Annotated in this window: 15 protein-coding genes; 8 read left to right on the forward strand and 7 right to left on the reverse strand. The window is 59.4% G+C overall.

What is annotated here, in order from left to right; translation table 11 throughout:
- From JOE34_RS23790 to JOE34_RS23815, 6 genes are all read left to right on the forward strand, one after another.
- On the forward strand, window positions 1-477 hold the full coding sequence (locus tag JOE34_RS23790) for a cyclic nucleotide-binding domain-containing protein (protein WP_003345583.1): 477 nt from the start codon (window positions 1-3) through the stop codon (window positions 475-477).
- A 66-nt stretch (window positions 478-543) separates the two neighbouring features.
- Entirely contained in the window at window positions 544-918 is a 375-nt protein-coding gene (locus tag JOE34_RS23795; RefSeq protein WP_003317410.1) for a YajD family HNH nuclease, read from the forward strand.
- An 86-nt stretch (window positions 919-1,004) separates the two neighbouring features.
- Window positions 1,005-2,783, forward strand: coding sequence for a copper resistance system multicopper oxidase (locus tag JOE34_RS23800; RefSeq protein WP_032658531.1), 1,779 nt, complete (start codon window positions 1,005-1,007; stop codon window positions 2,781-2,783).
- A gap of 11 nt (window positions 2,784-2,794) precedes the next feature.
- Entirely contained in the window at window positions 2,795-3,688 is an 894-nt protein-coding gene (locus JOE34_RS23805; RefSeq protein ID WP_280922947.1) for a copper resistance protein B, read from the forward strand.
- Between the two features lie 66 nt (window positions 3,689-3,754).
- Window positions 3,755-4,255: an RNA methyltransferase gene (locus JOE34_RS23810; protein WP_003317406.1), complete on the forward strand. Its 501-nt coding sequence runs from the start codon at window positions 3,755-3,757 to the stop codon at window positions 4,253-4,255.
- 105 nt (window positions 4,256-4,360) lie between these two features.
- On the forward strand, window positions 4,361-4,741 hold the full coding sequence (locus JOE34_RS23815) for a DUF2892 domain-containing protein (protein ID WP_003390932.1): 381 nt from the start codon (window positions 4,361-4,363) through the stop codon (window positions 4,739-4,741).
- 4 nt (window positions 4,742-4,745) lie between these two features.
- Here JOE34_RS23815 and JOE34_RS23820 read toward each other — a convergent pair whose 3' ends face one another.
- Complete coding sequence (locus JOE34_RS23820) at window positions 4,746-5,195, reverse strand: YcgN family cysteine cluster protein (protein WP_003368281.1); 450 nt, start codon at window positions 5,193-5,195, stop codon at window positions 4,746-4,748.
- Window positions 5,196-5,405: 210 nt separating this feature from the next.
- On the opposite strand from JOE34_RS23820, the gene JOE34_RS23825 reads away from it, so the two are divergent.
- A complete protein-coding gene (locus JOE34_RS23825) occupies window positions 5,406-5,999 on the forward strand; it encodes a nitroreductase family protein (protein WP_003317403.1) in 594 nt (197 codons plus the stop codon).
- 66 nt (window positions 6,000-6,065) lie between these two features.
- On the opposite strand, the gene JOE34_RS23830 is transcribed toward JOE34_RS23825, so the two are convergent.
- The 6 genes from JOE34_RS23830 to gvpU form a co-directional block, all read right to left on the reverse strand.
- Window positions 6,066-6,998: a D-2-hydroxyacid dehydrogenase gene (locus JOE34_RS23830; protein WP_003390934.1), complete on the reverse strand. Its 933-nt coding sequence runs from the start codon at window positions 6,996-6,998 to the stop codon at window positions 6,066-6,068.
- Window positions 6,999-7,068: 70 nt separating this feature from the next.
- Window positions 7,069-7,362 carry a YcgL domain-containing protein gene (locus JOE34_RS23835; RefSeq protein WP_003317401.1) on the reverse strand — a complete coding sequence of 98 codons (294 nt, stop codon included), beginning with the start codon at window positions 7,360-7,362 and terminating at the stop codon, window positions 7,069-7,071.
- Window positions 7,359-8,492 carry a ribonuclease D gene (gene rnd, locus JOE34_RS23840; RefSeq protein ID WP_003390935.1) on the reverse strand — a complete coding sequence of 378 codons (1,134 nt, stop codon included), beginning with the start codon at window positions 8,490-8,492 and terminating at the stop codon, window positions 7,359-7,361. Before rnd ends, JOE34_RS23835 begins: the two co-directional genes overlap by 4 nt.
- A 189-nt stretch (window positions 8,493-8,681) precedes the next feature.
- Window positions 8,682-10,322 (reverse strand): phosphoethanolamine--lipid A transferase, encoded by a 1,641-nt coding sequence (locus tag JOE34_RS23845; RefSeq protein WP_024664569.1) that lies wholly within the window; start codon window positions 10,320-10,322, stop codon window positions 8,682-8,684.
- 231 nt (window positions 10,323-10,553) lie between these two features.
- Complete coding sequence (locus tag JOE34_RS23850) at window positions 10,554-12,245, reverse strand: NAD-dependent malic enzyme (RefSeq protein ID WP_209996740.1); 1,692 nt, start codon at window positions 12,243-12,245, stop codon at window positions 10,554-10,556.
- A 312-nt stretch (window positions 12,246-12,557) separates the two neighbouring features.
- The gene (gvpU, locus tag JOE34_RS23855; RefSeq protein WP_003345567.1) at window positions 12,558-13,040 is read right to left on the reverse strand and encodes a gas vesicle accessory protein GvpU; all 483 of its coding nucleotides are present in this window, start codon (window positions 13,038-13,040) and stop codon (window positions 12,558-12,560) included.
- A gap of 297 nt (window positions 13,041-13,337) precedes the next feature.
- Between gvpU and JOE34_RS23860 the strand changes: the two genes are divergently transcribed.
- The gene (locus JOE34_RS23860) at window positions 13,338-14,306 is read left to right on the forward strand and encodes an LLM class oxidoreductase (protein WP_209996742.1); all 969 of its coding nucleotides are present in this window, start codon (window positions 13,338-13,340) and stop codon (window positions 14,304-14,306) included.
- The last annotated feature ends 54 nt before the right edge of the window (window positions 14,307-14,360 follow it).

Raw genomic sequence — 14,360 nt, forward strand, 5'->3', positions numbered from 1 at the left:
ATGTCAGAACCACTGTCCAACCTGAACAACGCCATACGCGACATGCTGCTGGATTGCGGCCTGTTCGACACGCTGCTGCCGGGCGATTTCTTTACCGTAGCCGGCTATTTCAGCATTACCGATATCGATAAGGGCGAGACTATTTTCGCCGAGGGCGATGCCGGAACCTTCATGTGCATCATCCATCAGGGCACCGTGTCTGTGCAGAAGCTTGCTGCAGACGGCCAACAGGTGGAAATCGCCGTTCTGCGGCGCGGACGCGCCTTTGGGGAAATGGCAGTGCTGGATGGCGAGCGCCGTTCGGCCAGTTGTATCGCAGCCACCAGTTGCCAGCTATTGAACCTGGGCCGTGATTCACTGGACAAGATGCTCGAGGACGCGCCGAAAATCGCCGCCAAGATCATTCGCGCCTTGGCCATCTCGTTGTCCAAGCGCCTGCGCATGGTCGATGGTCAATTACTCTCCCAGCAGGTGTGAGTTTGCCCATCTGGCGCTAAACTTGCCGACATTCCGCTTTCAATGCGCACACGCACAGGTGACACCATGAGCACGGCCAATCCCCCTTCCCATACTGCCAAGCTGGACCGCATCCTGGCCGACGCCCAGCGCGACCGCGAGATGGGCTACCGCGACAAAGCGCTGCGCATGTACCCGCATGTTTGCGGCCGCTGCGCGCGCGAGTTCGCAGGCAAACGCCTCAGCGAACTGACCGTACACCACCGCGACCACAACCATGATAACAACCCGCAGGACGGCTCCAACTGGGAGCTGCTGTGCCTGTATTGCCACGATAACGAGCACTCGCGCTACACCGATCAGCAGTACTTCGCCGATGGCTCTCTGGGCAGTCCGAAAACCGCCAAGGCCACCCACAACCCGTTCGCGGCACTGGCCGGGCTGATGAAAAAGGACGAGTGACCCCGGTACCTCCGACCAGCCACGCTCCCCCGCCCGACCCGCACTTCCCCTGGCCTGCGGCCACCCGACCGACCGGATACTTTGTCATGCCCACCCGAACCTCAAGACGAACCTTTGTGAAAGGGCTGGCCGCCAGTGGCCTGCTCGGCGGCCTGGGGCTATGGCGCAGCCCGGCGTGGGCGGTGGCCAATCCGGGTCAGCCAAACGGGTTGTCCGGCACCGAGTTCGATCTGTATATCGGCGAAACCCAGGTCAACATCACCGGCAATGCCAAGACTGCGCAGACCATCAACGGTGGCATCCCTGGCCCGCTGCTGCGCTGGCGCGAAGGCGACAACGTGACGCTGAGGGTCAAGAACCGGCTCGACGAAGCCACATCCATCCACTGGCACGGCATCATCCTGCCGGCCAACATGGACGGCGTGCCGGGGTTGAGCTTTGACGGCATCGCGCCGGATGGCCTGTATGTCTACCGCTTCAAGGTCAGGCAGCACGGTACCTACTGGTATCACAGCCACTCCGGCTTCCAGGAACAGTCGGGGGTCTACGGGCCGCTGGTGATCGATGCGAAAGAGCCGGAGCCGTTCGAGTACGATCGCGAACACGTGATCATGCTCAGCGACTGGACCGACGAAGAGCCGGTCCAGCTGATGAAAACGCTCAAGAAACAGTCCGATTACTACAACAATAACCAGCGCACCGTCGGCGACTTCATCAACGACGTCGGTGAAAAAGGCTGGAGCGAGACCACCAGGGATCGCTGGATGTGGGCGAAGATGAGGATGGACCCGACCGATCTGGCGGATGTCAGCGGTGCGACCTACACCTACCTGATGAACGGTCAGGCGCCGAACATGAACTGGACCGGGCTGTTCAAGCCTGGCGAGCGGATCCGACTGCGGCTGATCAACGGCTCGGCAATGACGTACTTCGACGTGCGCATTCCGGGCCTGAAGATGGCCGTGGTGGCCAGCGACGGCCAGCACGTCAAGCCGGTGACCGTCGACGAGTTGCGCATCGCAGTGGCGGAAACCTTCGACGTGATTGTCGAACCGGCGGAAGGTGCCTATACCCTGTTCGCCCAGTCGATGGACCGCACCGGTTACGCCCGTGGCACCCTGGCCAGCAGGCCCGGCCTGCAGGCTGTCGTGCCGCCTCTCGATCCACGCCCGCTGTTGAGCATGGATGATATGGGTATGGCGGGCATGGAGCATGGCAGCATGAACCACGCCGCAGCCCCGGCAACGCACGACATGTCAGGCATGGACCACAGCAAGATGGGCCACGACGCGATGCCCGCAATGGACCACGCGCAGATGCCGGCCAGGAAAACGCCGACCCCGCAATCGCACCCAGAAAGCGAAAACAACAACCCACTGGTCGACATGCAAGCCATGAGCACCTCGCCCAAGCTCGATGATCCGGGCATCGGCCTCCGGGGCAATGGCCGCAGAGTCCTGACCTACGCCGACCTGCGCAGCACCTTCGAAGACCCGGACGGCCGTGAGCCGAGCCGCACGATCGAGCTGCACCTGACCGGGCATATGGAAAAATACGCCTGGTCATTCGACGGTGTGAAGTTCTCGGACGCCAAACCGTTGATGCTCAAATACGGCGAGCGGGTGCGTGTCGTGCTGGTCAACGACACGATGATGACCCACCCCATCCATCTGCATGGCATGTGGAGCGACCTCGAAGATGAAAACGGCCGGTTCATGGTGCGCAAACACACCATCGACATGCCACCGGGGTCACGCCGCAGCTACCGCGTGACCGCCGATGCGCTGGGCCGTTGGGCTTATCACTGCCACATGCTGTACCACATGGAAATGGGCATGTTCCGCGAAGTGCGGGTGGAAGAATGAGGACCTTGATGTTGAGCAGAACGCTGAATTCGCCCCGCCTGCCGATGCTGTTGCTGGCCGCCGGGCTGACCGCTGCACCGTGGACCTCGAGCATGGCCGCCGGAATGGAAGGCATGGACCACGGCAGCCACGAAATGCACATGGACGCCAGCGACAGCGAGGACGCGACCTCGACGCAGACTGCGCCCACCCAGAGCCGAACCCCGATCCCGCCGATCACTGATGCGGACCGGGCTGCGGTGTACACCAGCCACGCGGGCCATCAGGTCCATGACAGCGCCATCAACAGTTACTTTCTGGCCGACAAGCTGGAATGGCAGGACGCCAATGACGGCAGCGCGCAGGCCTGGGACATGTCCGGCTGGATTGGCGGTGATATCGACCGCCTGCTGCTGCGCTCCGAAGGTGAGCGAACCAACGGCAAGACCGAAGAAGCGGAAATCCAGGCGTTGTGGGGCCACTCGATCAGCCCTTGGTGGGACGTGGTCGCCGGAGCACGTCAGGATTTCAAGCCGGGCGCACCGCAAACCTGGGCCGCCTTCGGCCTGCAGGGCCAAGCCATTTCGGATCTAGATATCGAGGCCACCGCGTTCATCGGTGAAGCCGGACAGACCGCCGCTCGCCTGGAGGCCGACTACGACCTCCAGCTGACCAGCAATCTGGTGCTGCAGCCCACCGCGGAGCTGAACTTCTATGGCAAGAACGACCCGCAGCGCGGCAACGGTTCGGGCCTGTCGACCAGCGAGTTCGGCCTCAGACTGCGTTACGAAATCACCCCGCAATTCGCCCCTTATGTCGGGGTGAGCTGGGACCGCTCCTACGGCAAGACCGCCGATTACGCACGCGAAGACGACGAAGACACCCAGGACGCGCGACTGGTGGTCGGCGTGCGCATGTGGTTCTGAACACAGTCAATGGCATTGCTCTGAGGCTGCCGTATAATCCCCGGTTTTCTTCAGAGCACCCTCCCCGTGGCCAACAAACGGTACGCCTGCATCGGTCTTTACAACCCCAAGTCCCCGGAAAACGTCGGCTCCGTCATGCGTGCCGCCGGCTGTTACGGCGTGGCGTCGGTGTTCTATACCGGTAAACGCTATGAGCGCGCGCGGGACTTCATAACCGACACCAAGAAAATCCATCAGGACATCCCGCTGATCGGCATCGAAGACCTCAAAAGCATTCTGCCGCTGGGTTGCATTCCGGTGGCTGTCGAACTGGTCGACGGCGCCCGCGCACTGCCCGAATACACGCACCCTGATCGCGCACTATATATCTTCGGCCCGGAAGATGGCTCGCTGGATCAGGAGATTCGCGACTGGTGTGAAGACGTGGTCTATATCCCGACCGAGGGCTGCATGAATCTGGCGGCGACCGTCAACGTCGTCCTCTATGACCGCATGGCCAAAGGTATCAATACCCGTTCGGGCCCGCAGTTCGGTCGCGAGAAAATTGATCCGGCCAGCGACCGCTGACGGAAAAGCATTGAACCTGTGTCGCGCACGGGCAGTCAGTTTCTCTGAATCGAGCAACTGCTTCCAATCTGCCAACTCCGACCTACTACCTCATGGAGAGCCATCATGCGCGACACCCCAATCATCGAACGCATCGACACACCTGAACTGCTCCAACGCAACCCCGAGCAGAACGTAAACGGCTGGGAGCGTATCGGCTCGCTGGCTGGCGGCGTACTGCTGATGGGTAAAGGCGTCCGTCGTGGCGGCTTTCTGGGCCTGATCCAATTGGCCATCGGCGGCGCGGCTCTGGCGCGCGGCATCAGTGGCCACTGCTCGGCCAAGAGCCTGATGGAAAAAGGCCGCAGCGATCTGCAAAGCGCACGCTCGACCATCGAACGTGCCGGCGCGCAACTGAATAACCTCAAGGACGACGCTGAAGATGCCGTGAAGACGGCGGCTGCCAAAGGCGTGGAAGCGCTGACCGAGCCAAAGCCGGTCATTTAAGCGTTCAACCCGCGCGAAAAATCAGGTAATCCTCCCAGTCGTCCTCGGCCACATTGTTCTCGCTGAGCATGCGGCCTGACTGGGAGATGCGTTCGTGATGCACGGCCGTGCGATCACCGCACACCAGATGGTGCCAGAGCGGCAAATCCTTGCCCTCGCTGACCAGACGATAGCCGCAGGTCGGTGGCAGCCATTTGAATTCATCTGCCTGACCAGGCGTCAGCTGAATGCAATCGGGCACCGAGGCACGACGGTTTGCGTAGTCGGAGCACTGGCAGGTTTTCAGATCCAGCAGCTTGCAGGCTATTCGCGTGTAATAAACCGCGTTGTCTTCCTCATCCTCAAGCTTCTGCAGGCAGCACAGGCCACAGCCATCGCACAACGACTCCCACTCTTGGGTGTCGAGCTGGTCAAGGGTCTTGCGAATCCAGAAGGGTTCAACTTTAGCGGCCATGGTTCGGACAACGGTATCGATAATGAAAAGGCCGCCAGTCTAGAGGTACACGGGGTGCGGGCCAAGCACTTGCGACTGCCGGTAGCCGGGACTTGTCAGCGACGGGGCAAAACAGTAGCGTTAACGGGTTTTCAGTGCGTTCAAGCGATGCCTGCCGACCACGGCCCATCAAGCCACGCTCGTTTTCAACCTTCGCTATCAAGGACTCTCATGAGCACGAACCCTCGCATCGCCGATCACCCTATCGACCCGCAATTCACCGAACGCTGGTCGCCACGTGCCTTCAGCGGCGAAAGCATCGACCAGGAAACCCTGCTGAGCTTTTTCGAAGCCGCACGCTGGGCGCCCTCAGCGTATAACTCGCAGCCCTGGCGCTTTCTCTATGCACGTCGCGATACGCCGAACTGGGAGCGTTACCTCGGCTTGCTGAACGAGTTCAACCGCAGTTGGGCACAACACGCAGCGGCCTTGGTGATCGTCATTTCCAAGACCACCTTCGTCGCCCCCGGCGCAAGCGAAGAGAGCCCGGCTCTGTGGCACACCTTCGACACGGGTTCGGCATGGGGTTACCTGGCACTGCAGGCCAGCCTGAGCGGCTGGCACACCCACGGCATGGCCGGTTTCGATCAGGATCTGACCCGCAAGGAGTTAAATATTCCCGAAGGCTACGCAGTGCATGCGGCCATCGCGATTGGCAAGCTGGGGGACAAATCGACCTTGCCGGACTACCTGCAAGGCCGCGAAGTGCCAAGCCCGCGCAAGCCGCTGGCAGAACTGGCCGCCGAAGGTGATTTTTCGCTATAACCGACTGTCTGCTGTAATCAATGTCTGCGAGCCGACGCCTGAAACGTCGGCTCGTTGGTAAGGGCGTCAGTAACCTCGCGAAAAATCGACCTCTCCGCGCAGCGCTTCTCCCGCCTGAAAAGCGTTCAGGTTATGCACGAAAAGCTCGGTCATGGCCACTGGCGAGGTAGGCGCCGAGCTGTGACCGGTCAACAGCAGACCGTAGGCAGTCCAGAACGGATGGCGCTGCGGCAAAGGCTCCTGACGGCAGACGTCAATCACCGCGCCAGCCAGATGCCCTTCCTTCAACGCCTCGACCAGATCTGCATCGACAACAGCCACCCCGCGTCCGACGTTGATGAACAGCGCCGTGGGCTTGAAGCTGGCGAACAACTTGGCGTCGTACAGGTCGTGCGTCTCGGGCGTATTGGGCAGCAGGTTGATGACGTAATCCATGTCGCCGAGCAGGCGCGTCATGTCTGACAACGCTGTCACTTCAATGAACGGTTCCTGAGTGCGCGCACTGGAGGCCACACCGTACACCTGCACGCCGAACGGCAGGAGGAACTCGGCAACGCGCTGACCGATATCGCCGGCACCGACGATCAATGCCTTGCGGCCCGACAGGCTCTGCCCGGTCCGGTTGTCCCACTTGCGCTCGACCTGACTCATCAGGCGCGCCAACACCTCACGCTCATGGCCGAGCATATAGGTCAAAACGAACTCAGCCATGACCTGGCCGAAAATCCCGACTGCACGGGTCAGGCGATAGTCTCGTGACAGGCTGTCAGCCAGCAGCGGTGTGATGCCCGCCCAGGTGGATTGCAGCCATTGCGGCGTGTGCCCCTGCCGCAGCAGATTGGCCATCAGGTCGGGCTGTCCCAGCCAGACCGGGCAGTCGCTGGCCATGCGCGACAACTCGGCAGAATCGCCAGTGCTGAAAACTTCCAGATCAGGCGCAGCCTTGCGCAACAATTGGGTGTAAACGTGGTAATCGTGCTCGGCAATCAGAACGCGCATGTTTCAAAAACCTTAAAAACAGGACAGGCAACCCACGTCGATGTGGGCCGCTTTACAACGTGAGCAACGATTACATAGGATCGTTGCGGCGCAGCAGCTCTTCGGGCAAGTGCTCGATGTAATCGTCTTCAGCCGGCGGCATCTGCAAGTGATAGCCCTGGCTGTCGAGGTTCTCCAGCACCACATTGATATCTTCGCGCGACAGCGCCCGCTCGGGACTCAGCACCAGATCGAACGCATGAACCGGCTTGCCGAAGGCCACCATCAGCTCGGGCGGCACACGCTTGAGGACGTCGCTTTTCAGGACGTAAAGGTACATCTCGTTTCTTTTCGGGCTGCGATAAATCGAGCAGATGCGCTTCAAGACGGTTCTCCGGGGGTGGCCAGGCTGTCCAGCAGCGCCTGACCCATCAACTCGCGACGCCAGCCACGCAGCGAGTCGGGTAATTGGTAAGGACCGTCGGGGTAGCCGCTCTTGAGCAGGGCTTCGAGGGTCTTCTTGCGCAGCATCAGCTCCGGGGCCATGTCCAGTCGCTCGGCGTACTGCTGACCGATGACACGCAGACGCTTGATCGACCCGGCCGCATCGATGGGCAACGGCTCGGGCAACGCAGGTGGCCATTCTTCCGGCGGCAGCACGCTCGCGGTCTTGATCAGCTCGAGCAGAAACTCGCCGTCATGACGGACCGTCCGAGGGTGCATGTCTTCGATCCGTGCCAGTGCGCCGAGGTTGTCCGGCTGGGTTTTGGCCAATGGCCAGAGCGAGTGCTCACGCACTATACGGTTGCGCGGCAGGTTGCGGGCACGCGCCTCGCGCTCGCGCCAGGCACACAACTCGCGCAGCACGGCTAGCTGGGCGCGGGACAACTTCCAGGCCAGCTTGGCGTCGCGATACACCTCGTACGGGTCCACCTCACGGCGCAGGTTGGCGACCAGTTCGGCGCCGTCATCCAGCAGCCAGGCGTATTTGTCGTCGGACAAGCGCGGGCGCAGGATGGTGAACAACTCGGCCAGGTGCACGGCGTCTTCGGCTGCGTAGCTGATCTGCGTTTCCGACAGCGGGCGTTGCAGCCAGTCGGAGCGGGTTTCGCCCTTGGGCAGGTCGATGTCGAGCACCTCCTGAACCAGACGCGAGTAACCCATGGAAAAACCCAGGTTCAGGTAGGCAGCTGCCAACTGGGTGTCAAACAGCGGAACCGGCAGGCTGCCGGTCAGGCGCAGCAACACCTCGAGGTCTTCGCTGCACGCATGCACCACCTTGATGACGTCGGGGTTTTCGAGCAACGCAGACAGCGGCCGCCAGTCGTTGATCAGCAACGGATCAATCAGCCAGGCGCTCTGCCCGTCGCCGATCTGCAGCAGCGCGGCGATCGGATAAAAAGTGTCGACCCGCATGAACTCGGTGTCGAGCGCCACGAAAGGCAGTGACTGCCATTGTGCGCAATGCCGGGCGAGGCTGTCGTCGTCGCGAATCCAGTGAATATCGATGGCCACACGGCTCTCCCTTCAACAATGGCGCGCAGTATATATCGTCATGGGAGATTATCGCGCGTCTGTCGTCCGGGTCTGGCGCATCTTCATGCAAATGACGGACAGGAGGAGCTATTGCCGGGCAGACGCGCTGCCGATGATCGTCCCCATAACGTGAGAGGACGATCAATACCCGGAACGCCGCGCACGTGGTTACTTGTCGGTGGCCGCCAACTCGCTGCGGCATCCGGCAAACATATCGAGGCTGGGGTCATAAACCTTGGTATCGACTTTTAACAGGCCGAGCATGGAATGGAAAAGGTTGTCCTGGCTCAAGGGGGCATTACGTTGTTTGGCCAGACACTCCGGCGTGACGGCAAAGGACTTCTGATAGTTATCGGACAACCAGACCATCATCGGCACATGCTTTTGCTGATCAGGGGCCAGCACATAAGGCGTGCCGTGCAGGAACAGGTTGTACTCGCCCAGCGACTCGCCATGGTCCGACAGATACACCATGGCGGTATCGACCTTGTTTTGATTGGCGCGTAAAAGATCAATCAGCGTGGCCAGTACATGGTCGGTGTACAGCAACGTATTGTCATACGCATTGACGATGCTGTCCCGGCTGCAATTGTTCAACGCATTGCTTTCACACACCGGGGTAAACTTTTCAAACTCTTTTGGGTAACGTTTGTAGTATTCAGGCCCGTGGCTGCCCATCTGATGCAGAACAAGCACCGTGTCCTTGTCGAGGCTGTCGATAAAGGTCTGCAGGTTTTGCAAGAGTATCTCGTCCCGGCATTCGTGGTTGTTGCACAACAGCGGATCCTTGAGATTGCTCACGTCCTGAAAGGTCACTCGATCACAGGTGCCTTTGCAGCCAGCCTGATTGTCACGCCATATCACGTCTATACCCGCGCGCTTCAGTACATCCAGCAAGCCTTCCTGATTGCGCGCCTGGGTAGCGTTGTAATTCTTGCGTCCCATGTTGGAAAACATGCAAGGCACCGACACGGCGGTTTCGGTGCCGCAGGAATACACATCGGTAAACGCCACCAGCCCGCTTTCCTTGTTCAGGTTGGGCGTGGTGTTACGACCGTAGCCAAGGATTCCGAAGTTCTCGGCCCGGGCACTTTCGCCCACCACCAGCACGGTCAAGGATTTGCGGGCATGCGTGGCCCAGTCCGCGGAGCGTTTGGCGTCCTCGCCGATCTTCACGAACGGGCGCCTTGCGGAGATTACCTGCTCACTCAGGTAGCCCAGCGACGCACCAATGTAATTGCTTGGCACCACCATTAGGCGCAATTCATGGTGATTGCGGAACAATGACGACAGTCCTTGGTAATTGGCCAGTGCAACGCCGCCGATTGCCACGCAGCACGCCACCGTCACCAACAGTTTGCTGAACAGTTCAAGGTGCCAGCGACGGTAGCTGATCGGCAGTTTCCAGAGGATCAACGAGGGCACTACGCCCAGCAGAAGGATATACAAGGCCAGTTTTAAAGACAGCAGCCCCTGCACTTCCGTCACGTTGGTTTCGGCGAAGTTTCGAAACATGCCGGCGTCGATCATGACCCCGTATTCGGTCATGAAATAAACCACCCCCGCGCTGATCATAAACAGACTGATCAACACCGGTTTAAACACACGACGGAATGCCAACAGCGTCAAAACGATATTGAACACGCAGAAAATCATCAAGCCAAACGCAAAGCGCATGGCCAACCCTTTGCTATCGGCGCTGGTAATCGAGAAAAGATGCTGCCAGAGATTGATATTGAAACCCAGTAACAGAAACGCACTGGCAAGTAGGGTTACAACCTCTGGACGAACAGTTCTGGGTGTCGGCATCGTGGTCTGCTTATCGAATTAATATGCATCGGGCATTCAGGAGCCAGTGAACGCCCCAATGGCGCGCACTGTAGGCAGCGCATCATCAATTTTATGTGAAAACGGTGAGAGGATTGGGTTGAATGAAGCTTATTTCACTGTAAAGAAATGCGTTGCAGCATTAACGCATTTGCGAGCAACGTGTCTCCGCAAGCAAGCTTGCGGAGACATCAGCCGTTCAAACGCGCCTGATCAGACCGAGCGACGACGATAGGCCCGATAGCCCGGCAACCAGAAATTGCGCTCGATGGCCTCAAGCAGCGCCTCTTCGGTGGTTTCCAGTGCCAGCCCTTCGGCTTGCGCTTCCCTGGCCACAGCCAGGGCGATCTTGCGGCTGACCTGCTGGATTTCCTTGAGCGGCGGCAACACCGCATCACCCTTCCCTGTCACCATCGGCGAGCACTCGGCCAGCGCATTGGACGCCGCCATGAGCATCCGGTCAGTGATGCGCGATGCCTTGCAGGCCACCACGCCGAGGCCGATGCCCGGAAAGATGTAGGAGTTGTTGCACTGCGCGATGTGCACCGTGCGACCGTTGATTTCCACTGGCGCAAACGGACTCCCGGTGGCTACCAGTGCATTGCCGTCGGTCCAGCGCAGGATTTCTTCCGGAGTGGCTTCCACTTTGGACGTCGGATTGGACAGTGGCATTACCAGGGGTTTGGCGCAATGCTTGTGCAGTTCGCGAATCACTTGCTCGGTGAACAGACCGCGCTGCCCGGACACACCGATCATCACGGTGGCCCCGGCGTGGGTGACTACATCGAGCAATTGCGGGAAGGCTTCCGAGCCGGCAGTCCAGCCAGACACGTCGGCAGTCTTTTGCGCCAGTCGTTTCTGGAAGTCGAGCAAATTGTCCATGCCTTCGATCAACAGGCCGAAACGATCAACCATGAAGATACGTTTGCGCGCTTCGCTTTCGCTCAGACCTTCGATGCGCATCGCTGCGATGATGTGCTCGGCAATCCCGCAGCCTGCCGAACCGGCACCGACAAACACCACCTTCTGCTGGCCGAGGGTTTCATTTTTGGCCTTGCAGGCTGCCAGCAACGTCCCCACGGCAACCGACGCGGTGCCCTGGATGTCATCGTTGAAGCAGCACAGTTCGTCGCGGTACTTTTCGAGCAGCGGCATGGCGTTGGACTGGGCAAAATCTTCGAACTGCAGCAGCACGTCCGGCCAGCGACGCTGCACCGCGTCGATGAACAGCGCGATGAAGTCTTCGTATTCCTTGCCCGATACCCGCTCGTGACGCCAGCCCATGTACATCGGGTCGTCCAGCAGCTCACGGTTGTTGGTGCCGACATCCAGCACGATCGGTAACGTGTACGCCGGGCTGATCCCGCCACACGCGGTGTACAGCGACAGTTTGCCGATCGGGATGCCCATGCCGCCGATGCCCTGATCGCCCAGACCGAGAATTCGCTCGCTGTCGGTCACGACAATGATCTTGATCCGGTCCTTGGTCGCGCTGCGCAAAATGTCATCGATGCGGTCGCGCTCAGGGTAGGAAATGAACAGGCCGCGATGCGTGCGGTAGATCTTGGAGAATTCCTGACAGGCCTGCCCCACCGTCGGCGTGTAGATGATCGGCAGCATCTCGTCCAGGTGGGAGTCGAGCAGGCGGAAAAACAGGGTTTCGTTGTTGTCCTGGATGGAGCGCAGGTAAATATGCTTGTCCAGGTCGCTGGCACACTGTTTGTACTGACTATAGACCCGGGTGACTTGCTCTTCGATCGTCTCTACGTTCTGCGGCAGGAGCCCGATCAGATTGAATTCGACCCGCTCTTGCGGGGTGAAGGCACTGCCTTTGTTCAGCAGGGGCATTTCCAGCAGTGAGGGTCCTGCGTAGGAAATGTACAAAGGTCGCGAAGTTTTGGTCATTTTCTCTAATCGCCTTTTTCGTCTACTCATTAATTCTTTATGTCGACCGGGGCGGGCAGCCTGGCTCAGTTCTTGTTGTTTTTTCTTGTCGCCAGCTCTCTATCAGGCCATGCCGAAAACCATTCGGCAGATAAGGTCAGGGCGAACATATTACTCGCCTGACCTCGGCTTGCGACATTTTGTCGCGCAAAGAGTGGCTAAGTGACGCTATTACAGACGCAGCGTCCCATGACCAGCCAGTGCATTCAGCACTCCGGAAGCGATCATGAGACTGAGTGAAAAAGCCCCGACGGACGTCGAGGCTTCAAAGGGTCAGGCTGCGTCAGGCTTTTCGGCGATAAGCCCGATGGTGAACCCATCGACGGCCGAGATCCGGCCCCGCCACAGCACACCGGCATCACAAATCGGGTTGCCGTCAGTAGAGTAGGTGCGGCAGTCCTTCAGGTGAAGGAAATGGAAGGCCGGAGTGTCTTCAGACGACTCACCGGGCTTGAAGGACAGGATCATCTCTTTCATGGTCGCGTCAGTACCGTTGGCGAACGAGCTGAACGGTGCCGAGATATCGTCGGCCAACTGCTCGAAATACGCATCGTGAGAAATCAGATGCCCGGAAACCAGATTCCCGCCCACCGACAGCGTCACGCCCATCTCAACCTTGGTGTTGGCAACAAACTTGACCAGCCATTGCAGCAACCAGTCGATCTGCTTGCCCTGCCACTTGAACTGAGCAATCACGTCATCGTGGCTCTGGCTGGGAGAAGGTTGCGACTTTTGTACCTGATCTGCGTCTGACATCTGAAAGCTCCTCGCCTCACAAAACGTTGAACCCAAGGTATAGATCAGATCGGGCGAAAGCGAAACCGGGAGGCAGGATTAGTTTGCGAATCGCCAAGGGGGACGTGTGAAACCAGACGATTTCGCAGGAGGATGATGACAGTGTTTCTAATCTGCGCGGGATGCCAGTGGCTCGGTTAAGTGTTGCAGACCGAATATTGGTGATTTTTTTTCACAATGACTGATCCAAAAGATCGGAGATCCGCCTAAAGGTCATCTATAGAATCGAATGATCGATTTCCGAAACGGAGTAAAACGATGACTCAGAACAATCAATCGCTCGGCCTGGAGAACCATACGGTGTTCAGCGGTACATTCCAGCCCGATCAGTTGACCATCGGATTCATCTCGCCCGCGCGCGGCTATCCTGACGGCCCTTTTCCCAGCCTGGAGGACCAGGCCGAGATCGTGCAGCGCCTCGATCAGAGCGATGCTGCGGCACTGTGGCTGCGCGATGTGCCGTTTTACGACCCGTCATTCGGCGATACCGGCCAGGTCCTCGATCCGCTGGTGTACGCAGGCTGGCTGGCAGCGCTCACTCATAGAATCGCCATCGGCACTGCCGGCATCGTCAGCCCGTTGCGAGAGCCGGTCATCACTGCCAAGCAGATCGCTACGGCGGACCAACTCTTGGGAGGCCGCTTTCTCGCTGGCATGGCTTCGGGTGACCGGGCAACAGAGTACCCGGCTTTCGGGGTCGACTTTGCCAGCCGAGCGGAACGCTATCGGGAAGCGCTAACGCTGATCAAAACGCTGATTTCAGAGTCATTTCCGCGCCTGAAGACACAGCATTTCGGCCAGTTGCGGGGCGATATCGATCTGGTACCCAAACCCGCAGCTCAACGGGTCCCTATCATTGCTATCGGTCGCGCTGGACAGAGCCTGGAGTGGCTCGCGGCCAATGTAGATGCCTGGATCTGGCATGGCGACGCGCTGCGCATGCCGGAGGCTGTGCCGCATTGGCGTGAGGCAACCGCTTCCAGGGGATTCGTCCCTTTCGGCTACGGCGCGATGTTCGATCTCGACGCCAATCCTGACGCGCCGCTACAAACGGGTCGAGTGCTGAAGGGCGGTCGAAAGGCGTTGAAAGACTTCTTCTCACGGCAACGCGAAGCCGGGATCAATCATGTCGCATTGAACCTCAAGCCCACGCGGCGTCCCTCTGTGGAGGTGATCGATGAACTCCAGGAGCACATCCTCCCCCAGTTTTCCATTACGTCAGGCTGAGGAGACAGGGACAGCTTCGCGCTTCTGTGTTGTAAGCGGCTTTGCGATCATCCC

The organism is Pseudomonas sp. PvP028 (assembly GCF_017832255.1).
Taxonomy (GTDB): domain Bacteria; phylum Pseudomonadota; class Gammaproteobacteria; order Pseudomonadales; family Pseudomonadaceae; genus Aquipseudomonas; species Aquipseudomonas syringae.

Bases quoted from the DNA above. Each gene is read 5' to 3' on its own strand.
- JOE34_RS23790 (WP_003345583.1), top strand. From the start codon at position 1: ATGTCAGAACCACTGTCCAACCTGAACAACGCCATACGCGACATGCTG.
- JOE34_RS23795 (WP_003317410.1), top strand. From the start codon at position 544: ATGAGCACGGCCAATCCCCCTTCCCATACTGCCAAGCTGGACCGCATC.
- JOE34_RS23800 (WP_032658531.1), top strand. From the start codon at position 1,005: ATGCCCACCCGAACCTCAAGACGAACCTTTGTGAAAGGGCTGGCCGCC.
- JOE34_RS23815 (WP_003390932.1), top strand. From the start codon at position 4,361: ATGCGCGACACCCCAATCATCGAACGCATCGACACACCTGAACTGCTC.
- JOE34_RS23820 (WP_003368281.1), bottom strand. From the start codon at position 5,195: ATGGCCGCTAAAGTTGAACCCTTCTGGATTCGCAAGACCCTTGACCAG.
- JOE34_RS23825 (WP_003317403.1), top strand. From the start codon at position 5,406: ATGAGCACGAACCCTCGCATCGCCGATCACCCTATCGACCCGCAATTC.
- JOE34_RS23830 (WP_003390934.1), bottom strand. From the start codon at position 6,998: ATGCGCGTTCTGATTGCCGAGCACGATTACCACGTTTACACCCAATTG.
- JOE34_RS23845 (WP_024664569.1), bottom strand. From the start codon at position 10,322: ATGCCGACACCCAGAACTGTTCGTCCAGAGGTTGTAACCCTACTTGCC.
- JOE34_RS23850 (WP_209996740.1), bottom strand. From the start codon at position 12,245: ATGACCAAAACTTCGCGACCTTTGTACATTTCCTACGCAGGACCCTCA.
- gvpU (WP_003345567.1), bottom strand. From the start codon at position 13,040: ATGTCAGACGCAGATCAGGTACAAAAGTCGCAACCTTCTCCCAGCCAG.
- JOE34_RS23860 (WP_209996742.1), top strand. From the start codon at position 13,338: ATGACTCAGAACAATCAATCGCTCGGCCTGGAGAACCATACGGTGTTC.